This window comes from Streptomyces sp. NPDC012835, from assembly GCF_042900885.1.
In the GTDB taxonomy this organism is placed as follows: Bacteria; Actinomycetota; Actinomycetes; order Streptomycetales; family Streptomycetaceae; genus Streptomyces.
Genome location: NZ_JBIBBW010000003.1, coordinates 899035 through 915518, shown reverse-complemented (window position 1 = coordinate 915518; position 16484 = coordinate 899035). Strand labels below are relative to the sequence as shown.

At 71.7% G+C, this 16484-nt stretch carries 14 protein-coding genes; 12 read left to right on the top strand and 2 right to left on the bottom strand.

Annotated elements, in window-relative coordinates; translation table 11 throughout:
* Window positions 1–332 precede the first annotated feature (332 nt).
* The 4 genes from clpB (at window position 333) to ACFY6S_RS17310 (ending at window position 5417) form a co-directional block, all read left to right on the top strand.
* On the top strand, window positions 333–2978 hold the full coding sequence (clpB, locus tag ACFY6S_RS17325) for an ATP-dependent chaperone ClpB (RefSeq protein ID WP_388817310.1): 2646 nt from the start codon (window positions 333–335) through the stop codon (window positions 2976–2978).
* A gap of 232 nt (window positions 2979–3210) precedes the next feature.
* Window positions 3211–3951: an SDR family NAD(P)-dependent oxidoreductase gene (locus tag ACFY6S_RS17320; protein WP_388817307.1), complete on the top strand. Its 741-nt coding sequence runs from the start codon at window positions 3211–3213 to the stop codon at window positions 3949–3951.
* A gap of 147 nt (window positions 3952–4098) precedes the next feature.
* Window positions 4099–4629 (top strand): YbjN domain-containing protein, encoded by a 531-nt coding sequence (locus ACFY6S_RS17315; protein WP_388817304.1) that lies wholly within the window; start codon window positions 4099–4101, stop codon window positions 4627–4629.
* 470 nt (window positions 4630–5099) lie between these two features.
* Window positions 5100–5417 (top strand): hypothetical protein, encoded by a 318-nt coding sequence (locus ACFY6S_RS17310; RefSeq protein WP_388817301.1) that lies wholly within the window; start codon window positions 5100–5102, stop codon window positions 5415–5417.
* Between the two features lie 156 nt (window positions 5418–5573).
* On the opposite strand, the gene tpx is transcribed toward ACFY6S_RS17310, so the two are convergent.
* Both tpx and ACFY6S_RS17300 read right to left on the bottom strand, forming a co-directional pair.
* A complete protein-coding gene (gene tpx, locus ACFY6S_RS17305; RefSeq protein ID WP_388817299.1) occupies window positions 5574–6077 on the bottom strand; it encodes a thiol peroxidase in 504 nt (167 codons plus the stop codon).
* Window positions 6078–6133: 56 nt separating this feature from the next.
* Complete coding sequence (locus ACFY6S_RS17300) at window positions 6134–7288, bottom strand: pyridoxal phosphate-dependent aminotransferase (protein WP_388817296.1); 1155 nt, start codon at window positions 7286–7288, stop codon at window positions 6134–6136.
* Between the two features lie 1165 nt (window positions 7289–8453).
* Here ACFY6S_RS17300 and ACFY6S_RS17295 point away from each other — a divergent pair.
* The 8 genes from ACFY6S_RS17295 (at window position 8454) to ACFY6S_RS17260 (ending at window position 16447) form a co-directional block, all read left to right on the top strand.
* Window positions 8454–8972 (top strand): DUF2617 family protein, encoded by a 519-nt coding sequence (locus ACFY6S_RS17295; RefSeq protein WP_388817293.1) that lies wholly within the window; start codon window positions 8454–8456, stop codon window positions 8970–8972.
* A 316-nt stretch (window positions 8973–9288) separates the two neighbouring features.
* Window positions 9289–10269 carry a carbon monoxide dehydrogenase gene (locus ACFY6S_RS17290; protein WP_388817290.1) on the top strand — a complete coding sequence of 327 codons (981 nt, stop codon included), beginning with the start codon at window positions 9289–9291 and terminating at the stop codon, window positions 10267–10269.
* A 9-nt stretch (window positions 10270–10278) separates the two neighbouring features.
* Complete coding sequence (locus ACFY6S_RS17285) at window positions 10279–11073, top strand: aldose 1-epimerase (protein ID WP_388817287.1); 795 nt, start codon at window positions 10279–10281, stop codon at window positions 11071–11073.
* 154 nt (window positions 11074–11227) lie between these two features.
* On the top strand, window positions 11228–11767 hold the full coding sequence (gene pyrE / locus ACFY6S_RS17280; RefSeq protein WP_388817283.1) for an orotate phosphoribosyltransferase: 540 nt from the start codon (window positions 11228–11230) through the stop codon (window positions 11765–11767).
* A 294-nt stretch (window positions 11768–12061) separates the two neighbouring features.
* Window positions 12062–13093, top strand: coding sequence for a class II fructose-bisphosphate aldolase (fbaA, locus tag ACFY6S_RS17275; protein ID WP_388817280.1), 1032 nt, complete (start codon window positions 12062–12064; stop codon window positions 13091–13093).
* Between the two features lie 231 nt (window positions 13094–13324).
* Window positions 13325–14953: an MFS transporter gene (locus tag ACFY6S_RS17270; protein ID WP_388817277.1), complete on the top strand. Its 1629-nt coding sequence runs from the start codon at window positions 13325–13327 to the stop codon at window positions 14951–14953.
* An 81-nt stretch (window positions 14954–15034) separates the two neighbouring features.
* Window positions 15035–15448, top strand: coding sequence for a DUF3151 domain-containing protein (locus tag ACFY6S_RS17265; RefSeq protein ID WP_388817274.1), 414 nt, complete (start codon window positions 15035–15037; stop codon window positions 15446–15448).
* 204 nt (window positions 15449–15652) lie between these two features.
* Entirely contained in the window at window positions 15653–16447 is a 795-nt protein-coding gene (locus ACFY6S_RS17260; protein WP_388817271.1) for a DUF3152 domain-containing protein, read from the top strand.
* Window positions 16448–16484 lie beyond the last annotated feature (37 nt).

Genomic DNA, 16484 nt, shown 5'->3' with positions numbered 1-16484 from the left:
GGTCGCTTCCGCGCGGCCGGGGCCCGTGTTCCCGTATCGAGGCCGCCGGGGCGATGCCGCCGAGCCGCCCCGTACCGCTCCCGTTTCAGGCTTGAGTGGAATAGACTCAACTTTGCGTATGCTGTGAGAGTCAGGTGTGACGCGGTGCGGTGGTGGGGTGCGGGTGAGTCCCGGACCGGGAATCCCCGTAAGGGACCACGAGGGATCGCGGCGGCACGACGGGGAAGCACCGGCGATCGCAGCCAGTCGCAGCCGACCGCACAGGTCACACGCCGTACGGGGCCGTACGAGGCCCCGCGCGGAACATGTCGCACACGTGAGGAGAGAGCGCAGTGGACGCCGAGCTGACGAACAAGAGCCGGGACGCGATCAACGCGGCCACCAGCCGTGCCGTGTCGGCCGGACACCCCGATCTGACCCCGGCACACCTGCTGCTCGCGCTGCTGGAGGGCCAGGACAACGAGAACGTCACCGACCTGCTGGCCGCCGTCGAGGCCGACCAGGCGTCGGTGCGCGCGGACGCCGAGCGGCTGCTCGCCGCCGAGCCCAGCGTGACGGGCTCCACCGTGGCGCCCCCGCAGCCCAACCGTGAGCTGCTCGCCGTCATCGCCGACGCGGCGCGGCGCGCCAAGGAGCTGGGCGACGAGTACGTGTCCACCGAGCATCTGCTCATCGGAATCGCCGCCAGGGGCGGCCAGGCGGGGACGGTGCTCGCGGAGCGCGGCGCCGCCGCCGAGAAGCTGCTCGAAGCGTTCGAGGCGGCGAGAGGAGGGCGCAGGGTGACCACGGCGGACCCGGAGGGCCAGTACAAGGCCCTGGAGAAGTTCGGCACGGATTTCACCGCCGCCGCCCGCGAGGGCAAGCTCGACCCGGTGATCGGCCGGGACCAGGAGATCCGGCGCGTCGTGCAGGTGCTGTCGCGCCGTACGAAGAACAACCCGGTGCTGATCGGGGAACCCGGCGTCGGCAAGACCGCTGTGGTCGAGGGACTCGCCCAGCGCATTGTCAAGGGCGACGTGCCGGAATCGCTGCGCAACAAGCGGCTGGTTTCGCTGGACCTCGGCGCGATGGTGGCGGGCGCCAAGTACCGGGGCGAGTTCGAGGAACGGCTCAAGACCGTCCTGTCCGAGATCAAGGACAGCGACGGACAGATCATCACCTTCATCGACGAACTGCACACCGTCGTCGGCGCGGGCGCCGGCGGCGACTCCGCCATGGACGCGGGCAACATGCTCAAGCCGATGCTGGCCCGCGGCGAGCTGCGCATGGTCGGCGCGACCACCCTGGACGAGTACCGCGAGCGGATCGAGAAGGACGCAGCGCTGGAGCGCCGCTTCCAGCAGGTGCTGGTCGCCGAGCCCACCGTCGAGGACACCATCGCGATCCTGCGCGGGCTCAAGGGGCGGTACGAGGCCCACCACAAGGTGCAGATCGCGGACGCGGCCCTGGTCGCCGCCGCCACCCTCTCCGACCGTTACATCACCTCGCGCTTCCTGCCCGACAAGGCCATCGACCTGGTGGACGAGGCCGCCTCCCGGCTCCGGATGGAGATCGACTCCTCGCCCGTCGAGATCGACGAGCTCCAGCGCTCCGTCGACCGCCTCCGTATGGAGGAGCTGGCGCTGAAGAACGAATCCGACCCCGCCTCCAAGCAGCGCCTGGAGAAGCTCCGCCGCGACCTCGCCGACCGGGACGAGGAGCTGCGCGGCCTCAACGCGCGCTGGCAGAAGGAGAAGCAGGGACTGAACCGGGTCGGCGAGCTGAAGGAGCGCCTGGACGAGCTGCGCGGCCAGGCCGAGCGCGCCCAGCGCGACGGCGACTTCGACACCGCCTCCAAGCTGCTGTACGGCGAGATCCCCGGCCTGGAGCGGGAGTTGGAGGAGGCCGCCGAGGCCGAGCAGGAGGCCGCCAAGGACACGATGGTCAAGGAGGAAGTCGGCCCGGACGACATCGCCGACGTGGTCGGCTCCTGGACGGGCATCCCGGCGGGCCGGCTGCTGGAGGGCGAGACGCAGAAGCTGCTGCGCATGGAACAGGAGCTGGGCCGGCGGCTGATCGGCCAGAGCGAGGCCGTACAGGCCGTCTCCGACGCCGTACGCCGCACCCGCGCCGGTATCGCGGACCCGGACCGCCCCACCGGCTCGTTCCTCTTCCTCGGCCCGACCGGCGTCGGCAAGACGGAGCTGGCCAAGGCCCTCGCGGACTTCCTCTTCGACGACGAGCGCGCCATGGTGCGCATCGACATGAGCGAGTACGGCGAGAAGCACTCCGTCGCCCGCCTGGTCGGTGCCCCGCCCGGATACGTCGGTTACGAGGAGGGCGGCCAGCTGACGGAGGCGGTGCGCCGGCGCCCGTACAGCGTGGTGCTGCTGGACGAGGTGGAGAAGGCCCACCCGGAGGTCTTCGATGTGCTGCTCCAGGTCCTGGACGACGGCAGGCTCACCGACGGCCAGGGGCGGACGGTCGACTTCCGCAACACCATCCTGGTGCTGACGTCCAACCTCGGCAGCCAGTACCTGGTCGATCCGCTGACGAGTCCCGAGCGGAAGAAGGAGCAGGTCCTCCAGACCGTACGGTCCTCCTTCAAGCCGGAGTTCCTCAATCGCCTGGACGACCTGGTGGTCTTCTCCGCCCTGTCGCGCGACGAACTCGCGCACATCGCCGGCCTCCAGATCGACCGGCTGGCCAAGCGCCTCGCGGAGCGCCGCCTCACGCTGGAGGTCACACCGGCGGCCCTGGAGTGGCTCGCCGACGAGGGCAACGACCCCGCGTACGGGGCACGGCCGCTGCGACGGCTGGTGCAGACGGCGATCGGTGACCAGCTGGCGAGGGAGATCCTGGCGGGCGAGGTCACGGATGGGGACACGGTACGGGTGGACCGGTTCGAGAACGGGTTGATCGTGGGCACGGCGCCGGAGGGGTCGGAGCAGGCGGACGAGGACGGGGCCGGGCCCACGTCGCTGGAGAAGACGCCCTAGGGTTCTCGACCGGGAACCAACCGTCGGCGGGCCGTCCGGGTCGTCCGGGCAGTTCGAGTCGTCCGGGCCGTCCGGGCCGTCCGGGCCGTCCGGGCCGTTCGGGTCGTCCGGGTCGTCCGGGCAGTTCGGGTCGTCCGGGCCGTCCGGGTAGTTCGAGTCGTCCGGGCCGTCCGGGCAGTTCGAGTCGTTTCGCGCCTTCGGGGCGAGAGTCAAGCAGGAGTCAGGGGTCACCATGAGCGGGCAGCCGGTGCCGGTCACCGTCGTCACGGGCGGCAGCCGAGGCATCGGCGCCGCCGTCTGCGCGCGCCTCGCGGCAGACGGGCACCATGTGGCGCTCGCGTACCACTCCGACGCGGCGGCGGCCGAGGCCGTCGCCGCGTCCGTACGGGAGGCGGGCCGGCGGTGTACGGCCGTACGGGTCGACACCGCCGACGAGGCCGGCGTCGACCTCCTCTTCGAGACGGCGGCGGCCGAACTCGGCCCGGTCACAGGGCTGGTGAACAACGCCGGGATCAGCGGCCCGGTCGGCCCGCTCGCCGACGCGGACCCGGCGGGCATCCGCCGCGCGCTGGACGTGAACGTCGTCGGCTACCTGCTCTGCGCGCGCCGGGCGGTGCGCGACATGACCCGGACCGGGGGCGGCGCCATCGTGAACGTCTCCTCGGCCGCCGCCACCCTGGGCAGCCCGGGGGAGTACGTGCACTACGCGGCGGCCAAGGGCGCCGTCGACACGATGACCGTCGGCCTGTCGAAGGAGGTCGCGCGGCTGGGCATCCGGGTCAACGCGGTGGCCCCCGGCGTCATCAGGACCGGGTTCCACGCCGACCCCGCCCGCCCGGACAAGCTCGCGGACGGCATCCCCATGGGACGGCCCGGGCAGCCGGAGGAGATCGCGGGCGCCGTCGCCTGGCTGCTCTCGCCCGACGCCTCGTACGCGACGGGAACGATCCTGCGGGTGGCGGGCGGGCGCTGAGCGGGGGCAGGGGCGTCGGCGGAGGCCCCGGTGGGGCCGGCCCGGCCCCTCGTGACGCCCGTGCGGCCGAATGGCCGGGGACGGGGGTTGCCACGGGCGGGCCGGGATGGGAGAGGATGGCAGGAACCGTACGAAGGGAAATACACGGTGAGCATCGACCCGTCCTCGATTCCGAATTTCGGGGGCAGCCAGCCCCAACCGCAGGGTGCGGGACCGGCGGGCCCCGTCGTCCCTGACCAGGATCTGGTCAAGCAGCTCCTCGAACAGATGGAGCTGAAGTACGTCGTCGACGACGAGGGCGACCTCGCGGCGCCGTGGGAGGACTTCCGGACGTACTTCATGTTCCGTGGCGAGGAGGACCAGCAGGTCTTCTCGGTGCGGACCTTCTACGACCGCCCGCACCCCGTGACGGACAAGTCCAAGATCCTGGACGCGATCGACGACTGGAACCGCCGGACGCTGTGGCCCAAGGTCTACACGCACGTCCACGAGGAGGGCGACGGTCCGCCGACCGTCCGGCTCATCGGTGAGGCGCAGATGCTGATCGGCATGGGCGTCAACCTTGAGCACTTCGTGTCGTCCACGGTCAGCTGGGTCCGCGCCTCGATCGAGTTCGACAAGTGGCTCGTCGAGCAGTTCGGCCTGGAGCCCGGGGACGAGAACCCCGAGGACGCCTGAGCCGGAGGCCGACTCCGGAGCCGGCTTCGCGGCCGGTTCCGAGGCCACGGCTCCACCGCCCGGGCGACCGGGCGGCCCGGCCCGGGACCGTGATCCACGCGATCGCGGTCCCGGGCCGGCGTCGTTCACCGCCGCGCGGGGTGCCCGCGGGGCGTCGTTCACCGCCGCGCGGGGCGCCCGCAGCTCGCCTGCCCGGGGGCCCGCTGATCCGGGGCATGACCGCCGGTTGTCCGCCATCCCGGCCGGGCCGACCGTACGGGTATTTCTCCTTGCCCGTAAGGCTGTTCGGCCCCTGTCCTTGGGGTGCCCGTCATCACCCCCGTACACCCTGGCAGTTGGTTCTGCGTGGGGGGCGCATCTACGGGCGCCGGTGTGGGGAGACGTTACTTTTCACGCTGATGCGGGCGGCCGAAGGCGCCTTGTGCGCAAGGACTTCCGGATCAGCTCCGCGGGGGAAAAGGACGACGAGGATGACAAGAACGGCTGTTCTGCTGTCGGCCACGGACTGCCGCTGCTGCGAGGCGTGCTGGGCCGGTCCCGTCGCGCGGGCGCGGGTGGTCGGTGACGGAGTGGCGGACCCGCTGTGCGGACGGTGCGCGGAAGAGGACTTCCCTCGGCGGGTGGACCTCTCTCCGCCGCTCGGGATCCACCGGCTCACCCGCCGGACGGTGCCGTCGTACGACGGCAAGCACGCGAAGCCCGGCCCGCCGAAGATGCCCCCGGACCAGGGACCCGCGCTCCCGCCCGGCCCGAAGCCGCAGAGCCCGCCGGGGACGCCGCCGGTGTAGCGCCCGGGTGCGCCCGTACCCGCCGTGCTCCGTACGTATCCGCCGCGTACCCCGGATCCGCCGTACCCGCCGTACCCGCCGGACCAGCCGTACCTGCCGGACCAGCCGTACCCGCCGTACCCGCCCGTCCCGGCGGCGGGTACGGCGGCGTTCGTGTTACTTCAGGGCGGCGAGCGCGGCCTCGTAGTTCGGCTCCTGGGTGATCTCCTCGACCAGCTCGGTGTAGATCACCTTGTCGTTCTCGTCGAGGACGACCACGGCGCGGGCCGCGAGGCCGGCGAGGGGGCCGTCGACGAGGTCGACGCCGTAGTTCTCCACGAAAGCGCGGCTCCGGAAGGTGGAGAGGGTCTTGACGTTCTCCAGGCCCTCGGACCCGCAGAACCGGCCCTGCGCGAACGGCAGGTCCGCCGAGACGCAGAGCACCGCGGTGTTCTCCAGCCCGGCGGCCACCTCGTTGAACTTACGGACCGACGCGGCGCAGACGCCGGTGTCGACGCTCGGGAAGATGTTGAGGACCTTCCGCTGCCCGGCGAAGGTCTCCAGCGTGGCCGTCGAGAGGTCGCCCGCCACCAGCTCGAAGGCGGGGGCCTCGGAGCCGACCTTGGGGAAGTCGCCGTCGACGTTGACGGGGTTGCTCTTGAAATTGACGGTGCTCGGCATGTGATCCTCCTGAGTTACGGGAAACGCACTGCCTCCGACGCTACCGCCTCCGGATTTCACCCCGCGCCGAGGCTCCGGAGCCGTTCCGCCGCCTCGCGCAGCACCTCGGCCTTCTTGCAGAAGGCGAACCGTACGAACGGCGCGCCCTCCTTCTGGTGGTCGTAGAAGACCGCGTTCGGTACGGCGACCACCCCGCAGCGCTCCGGCAGGGCGCGGCAGAAGGCGAAGCCGTCCGTCTCGCCCAGCGGACGGATGTCGGTGGTGATGAAGTACGTGCCCGCCGGGCGGTAGACGTCGAAACCGGCCGCGCCGAGGCCGTCCGCGAGAATGTCGCGTTTGGCGCGCAGATCGGCGCGCAGGGTGTCGAAGTAGGTGTCCGGGAGGCGCAGGGCCTCGGCGATGGCGTACTGGAACGGGCCCGAGGCCACGTACGTCAGGAACTGCTTCGCCGAGCGGACCGCCGTGACCAGGGCGGGGACTCCGGTGACCCAGCCGACCTTCCAGCCGGTGAACGAGAAGGTCTTGCCGCCGCTGCTGATGGTGAGGGTGCGCTCGCGCATGCCGGGGAAGGCCGCCAGGGGGAGGTGTTCGCCCTCGAACACCAGGTGTTCGTAGACCTCGTCGGTGACGACGAGCAGGTCGCGCTCGACGGCGAGTTCCGCGATGGCGGCCAGTTCGTCGCGGGAGAGGACCGTACCGGTGGGGTTGTGGGGGGTGTTGAGGAGGATGAGACGGGTGCGGTCGGTGACGGCGTCGCGCAGTTCGTCCAGGTCGAGGTGGTACGCGCCGTCGCGGGGGCGGAGCGTGACCGGCACCCGTACCCCGCCCGCCATGCCGACGCAGGCGGCGTACGAGTCGTAGTACGGCTCCAGGGCGATGACCTCGTCGCCGGGTTCGACCAGCGCCAGCAGCGTGGCGGCGATCGCCTCGGTGGCGCCCGCGGTGACGAGGACCTCGGTGTCGGGGTCGTACGTCAGGCCGTACCGCCTCAGCTGGTGGTCCACGACGGCGGAGCGCAGTTCGGGGACGCCGGGGCCGGGTGGGTACTGGTTGCCGCGGCCGTCGCGCAGGGCGCGTACCGCCGCCTCCCGTACGGACTCCGGGCCGTCGGTGTCGGGGAACCCCTGGCCGAGGTTGATCGCGCCGGTGCGCTGGGCGAGGGCCGACATCTCCGCGAAGATCGTGGTGCCGCCGAGCCATTCTTTGGTCATGGCGGCCATCCTGTGCCGAACCTCTGGGGTTGCTCAAGTCGGCTTTGGGCCGGGGGCGCCGGGGGGACAACCCCACTCACAGCACGTCGGGGAGCGGGGTTCCCGCTCCGAGGGACGTTCGGGGGACGCTCGGATGACGTTCGGGGGCACTCGCGGGACGTCCGCGGGACGTCCGGGGGACGTCCGGGGGACGTCCGGGGGACGTCCGGGGGATGGAAGGACGGGGTGAGGACGATGGTGAGCACGGGTGTCGCCGTGGTGGCCGTTCTGATCTGCGTCGCGTTCGCGGGAATCGTCGCGAGCGTGGGCAGCCGGGACAAGTGCGGGGCGCGACCTCGCCGCGACGCGTCGAAGGGCGGAGCGGCGGACATCACATTGATCAAGCTCAACAAGGGCGGCGCCGGGCGCGGTACGAAGCGCGACGCGAAAGGCGGTGCGAGCCGCGACGCGAAAAGCGGTGCGAGTCCCGGTGCGAGCCGCGGTACGAAATCCGGTGCGAGCCGCGGTACGAAGTCCGGTGCGAAGCGCGGTACGAAGTCCGGTGCGAGCCGCGGTACGAAGTCCGGTGCGAGCCGCGGTACGAAATCCGGTGCGAAGCCCGGTCGTTCGAGCGACCGCAGCTGGTGGGCCGCCGGGGGCGGTGGCGCGGTGGCCGGGGGCGACGCGTCCTCCGGGAGCGGCCATTCCTGTGGCGGCGGCGGCCATTCGTCCTGCGGCGGCGGCCACTCCTCCTGTGGAGGGGGCGGTTCGTCCTGCGGTGGCGGCGGGGGATGCGGCGGCGGAGGTGGCTGACACGGGGCAGCTGATCCGGCGCTGAGGAGAGCGGTGCCCGGCGGAGTCATTTCCGCCGGGCACCGCCGTGTTGGGGGCGGCGATGCCCGGCGGCATCCCTGCCCGCACACGCGAAATGCGCCCGGCGTACGCCGGATTCTTGTGAACAGTTGAACTCATGGGCCCCCAGGGGAATGGAAACCCCGTCAAGTTGGGTAAAAACACTGCGAGCGGCGCGTACCTCGTGATTCCCTCATTGCTGAGAGCTTCCAGCCCTCGGACCCCCTAGGACCTCCTATGGCGCCGAGCCGGCGATCTCACCCCCACAAGTTTCTCGCTCATTGTCCGGGACGTCCCCGGCCCACCCGTCAAGCGTGTTCTGCGGAGCCGATCCATGCTCACCACCCTCAATACCGCCTACACCGACACCCGTGCAGCCGATCTGGCCTGGGCATTGGGCCGGGGCCCCGTCCCGGCTCTGGCCGTACTCGATCTCGATCTCGCCGGCGCCGGGCTCCAGCTGCGGCTGCTCGGCGCTTCCCACCAGGTGATTCTGGAGGAGGAGGGGGTCACCTGCTCCGAGACCGTCGCCTGCATCCCGGGCAGCACCACACCGCTGCCGCTCGGGGTCTCCAAGCGGCTGGGGGAGTGGGAGTACGAATTCGCCGCGCGCGTCGAGACGCTCTCGCACAGCTCGTTCGCGGGGAGGGCGCAGGAGTTGCTGGCGCTGGTCGCGGATCACCCGAACGGATTAGCCGGCACCTTTCCCGGCTCGCCCAACGCGTTCACCGCGATGCTGGCGCAGCGCGACGAGGGGCAGATCCGTTGGCGGACCTGGCACGCCTACCCGCAGGAGGGCCGACTCGTCGCCACCAGGACCCGGGTCGGGGTGCGCATGCCTGCTGTGGCCTGATCGCAAGTGCCCGTTCGAGTGACAAATGGAACTCAAACTGTGACGTAGCGTTACTGGCGAGATCGAGCAGGACGCGATCGAGCCGGGCCCGATCGATCAGGAACAGGTGTCCGTGTCGTGGGCTGGTGCAGGAGCAGGAGCAGGTCGCGCTCGCCTCGTATCTGCCTCGTATCCGATCGGGGCTCCGGCGTGCGGGCGTCGATCGTCGGTCGTCCCCTCCGTGGCGGTCCTCGCGGGCGCCCGGTGGCCCGGCGGGGCGAGGAAGCTGTGCCGAGAAGACCCACACTCCCGCCCGGCGGCACTACGCTCGGGTTCCATGGAGCATGAGGTGTTCGTTCCGGTCTCGGCAGGGGCGCTACGGCAGGCATTGCGGGACCCCGCCCGGGTCGCCCGCTGTGTCCCGGGGCTCCAACAGGACGCGGAGGAGACGGCGGGGCCGCTCTCCGGGCGTATCAAGGTCCGCATCGGTGGCCACACGATCACCTACCGGGGTGCGCTGACGCTCGCCGAGCGAGACGGGGTCTTCGCGGCGGAGGGCGAGGGCGCGGAAGTCCGGGGTACGGGCTCCGCCGAGCTGACGCTCACCATCCGGCTGACGGAAACACCCGCCCCGAGCCCGACCGGTGACGCCGACGGTGGTGGTGACGCGCTTACGGGGACGACGGTCGCCTTCACCGGCGGGACGCGCGCCGACGGCCGGCTGACGGAACTCCCCGCCGAGGCCGTCACCGCCGCCGCCCGCCGGCTGCTGGACCGGTTCGTCGCGGCGCTGGCCGAGGAATCGGCGCCGGACGCGACCAGCGCTCCCACCGCGCCGGGCGGCCCGGCGCCTGCCGATCCCGCCGCGCCGGCCACGTCCGAACCCGCCGCGCCTGCCGATCCCGCCGCGCCGGCCACGTCCGAACCCGCCGACTCCGCGACGGGTGACGTTGACCCTTCGGCTCAGGACGGGCTCGAAGGGCTTGAGGGAATCGACATCCCGGATGTCCCCGATATCCCCGATGTGCCTGACATCCCCGAATCGCCGGAGAGCGAGACCGTCTACAGCACCGGGGACTTCCACCTCCTCGGCGGCCCTCTCGACGAACCGCCCGCCGAGGCCGCGCACGCGCGGCGCACCATGATCGGGCGCAGCGCCGAGGAGGTCGACCACGCGCCGCCGCGCGGTCGCTACGCTCCGGTACCCGCGCCCGACGCCGTCGGCAGTGGCGCCACGCTGCGCTGGATCGCCCCTGCCGCCGTACTCGCGCTCGCCTCCGCCGTGGTGGTCGGACGGGTGCTGCGGCGGCGCAAGTAATGTCGTGGTGTGAGTAGCAGCGAAGAGAGCATCCGACTGGCGGCGGGCGACGCCGAGTTGACCATCACCCCGGCGAACGGCTGCCGGATCGGCAGTCTGCGCATCGGCGGGACCGAACTGCTGCGCCAGGGGGAGCGGTACGGCTGCTTCCCGATGGTGCCCTGGTGCGGACGGATCGAGCACGGGCAGTTCAAGAACGGCGCGGTGCCGCACCAGATGCCGCTCAACTCCCCACCGCACGCCATCCACGGCACCGGCCGCGACACGGCGTGGAACACGGTGAGCGCGGGCGACAGCGCGGCGTCGTTCTCGTACGAGCTGACCGAGCCCTGGCCGTACCGAGGTCTTGTCACCCAGACCTTCGAGCTGACCGAGGACTCGCTCACGCTCGGGCTGGGGGTGGAGACGTACGAGACGTCCTTCCCCGCGCAGGCCGGATGGCATCCGTGGTTCCTCCGCAACCTCGGCGGGAGCGACGCTCGCCTGGACTTCACCGCCGAGTGGCAGGAGGAGCGTGGCGCGGACCATCTGCCGACCGGTCGGCGGGTCCCGCCGCTGCCCGGGCCATGGGACGACTGTTTCGGGATGCCCGACGGGGTGGACGTGACCGTCACCTGGCCGGGACAGCTGGAGCTGAAGGTCGCGAGCCGTGCCGAGTGGGTGGTGGTCTACGACGAGCAGGACGAGGCGGTCTGTGTGGAGCCGCAGTCGGGGCCGCCGAACGGGCTCAACACCGCGCCCCGGCTGGTCACCCCGCTGGAGCCGCTGGAGCTGGCCGCGACCTGGAGCTGGCGACGGCTCTGACGCACTGAGACGGCCCTGAGACGGCGCTGAGTCGGCACTGACGCGGCACTGACGCGGCTCTGAGGTGGCGCTGAGGCGGCTCTGAGGTAGCGCTGAGGCGGCACTGACACGGCTCCGAGGGGAGGCGGCCCGGTGCGGACGTAAGCTCTTGGCCATGACTGACGTACGGGCTGAGCTGCTCCAGCTGATCAAGGACAAGGCCGTGGTGCACGGCAAGGTGACCCTCTCCTCGGGGCTTGAGGCCGACTGGTACATCGACCTGCGCCGGATCACCCTGGACGGCCACGCCGCACCGCTGGTGGGTCAGGTCATGCTCGACGCCACCGCCGACCTGGACTTCGACTGCGTCGGCGGGCTCACCCTCGGCGCCGACCCGGTCGCGACCTCGATGCTGCACGCCTCCGCCGCGCGGGGGAAGCGGCTCGACGCGTTCGTCGTCCGCAAGGCGCAGAAGGCGCACGGCCTACAGCGCCGGATCGAGGGCACGGACGTCAAGGGCCGCCGCTGCCTGGTGGTCGAGGACACCTCGACCACCGGCGGCTCGCCGCTGACCGCCGTCGAGGCGGTACGGGAGGCCGGCGGCGAGGTCGTTGCCGTCGCGGTCATCGTCGAGCGGGGCGCCGCCCCGGCCATCGCCGAGGCGGGGCTTCCGTACCTCAACGTCTACGCGCTCGACGAGCTGGGTCTCGACTGAGTCCCACCGCCGGGACGGCACCACGGCACCCCCGCCAATGCCTCCCGTCGCGGTTCCCGCGGTTCCCACCGTCCCCGCCGCCCTCGTCGGCACCGGCTCTCGCACCGGCTCTCGCACCGGCTCCGAGCTGGGATCTCCCTCGCCGCCTGGCCGTTTCACGTGAAACAGCCAGGACCCCGGTGGACCCCGCGCGGGAGTCTGGAAAGATGGGGGCGACGATGACGTCGCCCCCAGGGGACGCCCCCTAGGTCAGGGACAAGCACCTCACACCCGCACATCACAAGGAGCGGCTCGATGCCCATCGCAACCCCAGATGTCTACAACGAGATGCTTGACCGGGCCAAGGCGGGCAAGTTCGCCTACCCGGCCATCAATGTCACCTCGTCCCAGACCCTGCACGCCGCGCTGCGCGGCTTCGCGGAGGCCGAGAGCGACGGCATCATCCAGATGTCCACCGGTGGTGCGGAGTTCCTGGGCGGTCAGTACAGCAAGGACATGGTGACCGGCGCGGTCGCCCTGGCCGAGTTCGCGCACATCGTCGCCGCCAAGTACGACATCACCGTCGCGCTGCACACGGACCACTGTCCCAAGGACAAGCTCGACGGCTATGTCCGTCCGCTGATCGACATCTCCGCCGAGCGGGTGAAGGCCGGCCGTAACCCGCTTTTCCAGTCGCACATGTGGGACGGTTCCGCCGAGACCCTGGCCGACAACCTCGCCATCGGTGAGGAGCTGCTCGCCAAGGCCGCCGCCGCGAAGATCATCCTTGAGGTCGAGATCACCCCGACCGGCGGCGAGGAGGACGGTGTCACGCACGAGATCAACGACGAGCTGTACACCACCGTCGAGGACGCGCTGCGTACCGCCGAGGCCCTCGGCCTGGGCGAGAAGGGCCGCTACCTGCTGGCCGCCTCCTTCGGCAATGTGCACGGCGTCTACAAGCCGGGCAACGTGGTGCTCCGTCCCGAGCTGCTCAAGGACCTCCAGGAGGGCGTCGGCTCGAAGTACGGCAAGCCCGCCGGTAGCCAGCCCTTCGACTTCGTCTTCCACGGCGGCTCCGGCTCCACGGCCGAGGAGATCGCCACCGCGCTGGAGAACGGCGTCGTGAAGATGAACCTCGACACCGACACCCAGTACGCCTTCACCCGGCCCGTCGTGGACCACGTGTTCCGCAACTACGACGGTGTGCTGAAGGTCGACGGCGAGGTCGGCTCGAAGAAGACGTACGACCCGCGCACCTGGGGCAAGCTGGCCGAGGCGGGCATGGCCAAGCGCGTCACCGAGGCGTGCGCCGCCCTGCGTTCCACCGGCACCAAGATCAAGTAGTAACTGGCCGGGCCTTCCGGGGCCCGCTCGGCGTCTGCGCCGGTCCGCTGATGAGCGGACCGGCGCTTTTCTTTGGCGTGACAACGGTCCCGGCAACCGAATTTCCGGCCGCTCCACGACTGGAAGGTGCGGCGGTGAGCGCAGCCCGCGCATCGCGACCTCGACGTCACAGGCAAACAGCCGGCCGTTCGCCCACTCGCCGCCTTCCCGTCCGGCGGGGATGATCCCCGTATGGACATCAGGCTGTCCTCGGGCAGGGGGCGGTGGGTCATTCTGACGACGGTCCTCGGTTCGAGCATGGCGATGCTCGACTCCACCGTCGTCAATGTCGCGCTGCCCCACATCGGGGCGTCCCTCAACGCGGATCTCGCGGTCCTCCAGTGGACCGTCAACGCCTACATGCTCACGCTCGCCGGACTGATCCTGCTCGGGGGCTCGCTCGGGGACCGGTACGGGCGGCGGCGGGTTTTCGTGCTCGGGGTGGTGTGGTTCGCGCTCGGTTCGCTGCTGTGCGGGATCGCGCCCGACGCGGTGGTGCTGATCATCGCCCGCGCGTTGCAGGGCGTGGGCGGGGCGCTGCTGGTGCCCGGCTCGCTCGCCATCATCCAGGCGAGCTTCCATCCGGAGGACCGGGCGCGGGCCGTCGGGGTCTGGTCCGGGCTCGGTGGGGTCGGGGCCGCGATCGGGCCGTTCCTGGGCGGCTGGCTGGTGGATGGGCCCGGTTGGCGCTGGGTCTTCCTGATCAACGTGCCGCTGGCGGCGGTGTGTGTGCCGGTGGCGCTGCGCCACGTACCCGAGACCAGGGACCCGGCGGCGCACGGCCGGTTCGACATCCTGGGGGCCGTGCTCGGCGCGGCGACGCTGGCGCTGATCACGTACGCGCTGATCGGCAGGGCGATCTGGGCGGGGCCCGTGGGTGTGCTGGTCGCGGTGGCGTTCGTACGGGTGGAGCGGCGCCGGTCCGATCCGATGCTGCCACTGTCGATCTTCCGTTCCCGGCTGTTCACTGCGGTGAACGCGGTGACGCTGTGCGTGTACGCGGCGTTCGGCGGCTTCTTCTTCCTCACCACGCTCCAACTCCAGGTGGTCGCCGGGTATTCGGCACTGCGCGCGGGCGCCGCGCTGCTGCCGACGACGGTGCTGATGCTGCTCCTCTCCGCCCGCTCCGGTGCGCTGGCGGAGCGGATCGGGCCGCGTATCCCGCTGACCGTGGGGCCCCTGTTGTGCGCGGCCGGCATGCTGCTGATGCTGCGGGTGGGCGAGCACGCCGCGTACCTCACGGATGTGCTGCCCGCGCTGGTGGTGATGGGGATGGGCATGGTCTCCCTGGTCGCGCCCCTGACGGCGACGGTCCTGGGCTCCGTGGACACCGCGCGAGCCGGGCTGGCCAGTGGCATCAACAACGCCGCCGCCCGCGCGGCCGGGCTGCTCGCGGTGGCCGCGCTGCCGCTGCTGGCGGGCATGGGCCCGGAGGCGTACCGCTCCGCGACGGAGTTCGGGCACACCTTCCGGCGCGCGATGCCGATGTGCGCGGGGGTGCTGGTGCTGGGCGCGCTGATCGCCTGGTCGACGGTGCGGACGCCGAGGCCGGCGGCCGGGCCGGTGGCGGAGCGGGCGGAGGTCGCGGAGCAGGAGGCTGCGGGGGTGCCGGCGGCGGAGGTGGCGGTGGAGGCCGGGCGGCCCGAGTGCCGCTTCAACTGCGGGCTCGCCGCGCCTCCGCTGGAGCCGAGAGCCTCGGGAGGTGCGGGAGGTGCGAGAGAGGCGGGAGGTAGAGGAGGCACAGGTGGTGCTGGAGGTGGGGGTACGGCAGGTGGTCCGGACACGGCTGCCGGCCCGGGCGGCGGAGCCGGAGGGGGGTAGCGGACCCGCGCCGGCGGTCGAGCCCGGCTCAGGTACGGGTGGTCGTGCGGGCGCGGGGGCCGGGCAAGGCAGACTGTAACCATGGCCATCCACGAAGACCTCCTGGGGGGACCGCCCCCCACCCGGCTCCCCGACGACCCCGAGCCCCGTGAGCTGCTCGCGAACGGCACGCCGCCCGCCGACGTCGCCGCGAAGTACCCGACCTCCTCGCTCGCCTGGGCGCAGCTCGCCGACGGCGCGTTCGAGAACGGCCGGGTCGTCGAGTCGTACGCGTACGCCAGGACCGGCTACCACCGCGGCCTCGACTCGCTGCGCCGCAGCGGTTGGAAGGGGCACGGCCCCGTGCCGTGGGAGCACGAGCCGAACCGGGGCTTCCTGCGCGCCCTGCACGCGCTCGCGCGCGCCGCGCAGGCGATCGGTGAGCAGGCCGAATACGAGCGCTGCGCTACGTTCCTCCGCGACTCCTCGCCGCTGGCGGCCGATACGCTCGGCTGATCGATCCCGCATACGTGCCTGTGGAACCTTTCGAAGGCCCCGCCCGTCTGACCAGGGCGCGGGCCTTCGTTTGTTCGATCGCACGCTCTGTCGAGCAAGGAGAACCCTGCTGTGGGCCAGCGTGCCTTCGTCCGCCGAATCCGCCCGTCCAGCCGAATCCGCCCGTCCCGCCGAATACGCCGGCCCCGGCGCGGTCGGTCCCCGGTGTTCCTGACCCTGGCCGGGGTCGTCCTGGCCACCGCGATCGTCGGCGGCGGCGCGGCCATAGCCTCCTGGCGGGGCTCCGGCCCGACCACTGCCCCGGACGCGGCCCCCGCCACGGACCCGGACTCCAAGGCCGGCCCGGACGGCGAAACCGCGTCGTCCACGGCGAGCCCGGCCACTCCCGAGGCGCCCGCTCCCGAAAAGTCCCCTTCCCCGTCCGTGTCGCCCCGGGTCCCCGAGTCGGGGCCCGGCACCTTCACCACGGCGCGGGCCGACGGTGACAGGACGGGCTCGGGGCCGCTGCGCCGCTACAGCGTGCAGGTCGAGGACGGGGTCGACATCTCCGCCGCCGACGCCGCCGCGGATATCCAGCGGATCCTGGCCCACCCGCGCGGCTGGGCCGCCCACGGCCGGGGTTCCTTCCGGCTGGTCTCCGAGGGCGCGGACTTCGTCATCCGTATCGCCACCCCGGCCACGGCCGACAAGCTCTGTCTGGCCCAGGGGCTCGACACCCACCGTGAGCTGAACTGCGAGACCACCGAAGGCGTCGTGGTCAATCTGCGCCGCTGGGTGGAGGGGTCGCCGACCTTCGACGGACCGCCCTCCGAGTACCGGCACCTGATCATCAACCACGAGGTCGGGCACGAGATCGGCATCCGCCGGCACATGGGCTGCGGCGGCCCCGGCCAGCCCGCCCCGGTGATGATGCAGCAGATCAAGGGCCTCGACGGATGCAGGTCCAACGCGTGGCCCTACGAAGAGGACGGCACGTACATCGAGGGCCCGCTGATCTGACGGGCACAGGACGACCGTCCCTCGTACGGTCGTCCTA

Coding starts and splice junctions, on each gene's coding strand:
- pyrE (WP_388817283.1), top strand. CDS start 11,228: ATGACTGACGTACGGGCTGAGCTGCTCCAGCTGATCAAGGACAAGGCC.
- ACFY6S_RS17300 (WP_388817296.1), bottom strand. CDS start 7,288: ATGACCAAAGAATGGCTCGGCGGCACCACGATCTTCGCGGAGATGTCG.
- tpx (WP_388817299.1), bottom strand. CDS start 6,077: ATGCCGAGCACCGTCAATTTCAAGAGCAACCCCGTCAACGTCGACGGC.
- fbaA (WP_388817280.1), top strand. CDS start 12,062: ATGCCCATCGCAACCCCAGATGTCTACAACGAGATGCTTGACCGGGCC.
- ACFY6S_RS17320 (WP_388817307.1), top strand. CDS start 3,211: ATGAGCGGGCAGCCGGTGCCGGTCACCGTCGTCACGGGCGGCAGCCGA.
- ACFY6S_RS17270 (WP_388817277.1), top strand. CDS start 13,325: ATGGACATCAGGCTGTCCTCGGGCAGGGGGCGGTGGGTCATTCTGACG.
- ACFY6S_RS17265 (WP_388817274.1), top strand. CDS start 15,035: ATGGCCATCCACGAAGACCTCCTGGGGGGACCGCCCCCCACCCGGCTC.
- ACFY6S_RS17290 (WP_388817290.1), top strand. CDS start 9,289: ATGGAGCATGAGGTGTTCGTTCCGGTCTCGGCAGGGGCGCTACGGCAG.
- ACFY6S_RS17310 (WP_388817301.1), top strand. CDS start 5,100: ATGACAAGAACGGCTGTTCTGCTGTCGGCCACGGACTGCCGCTGCTGC.
- ACFY6S_RS17295 (WP_388817293.1), top strand. CDS start 8,454: ATGCTCACCACCCTCAATACCGCCTACACCGACACCCGTGCAGCCGAT.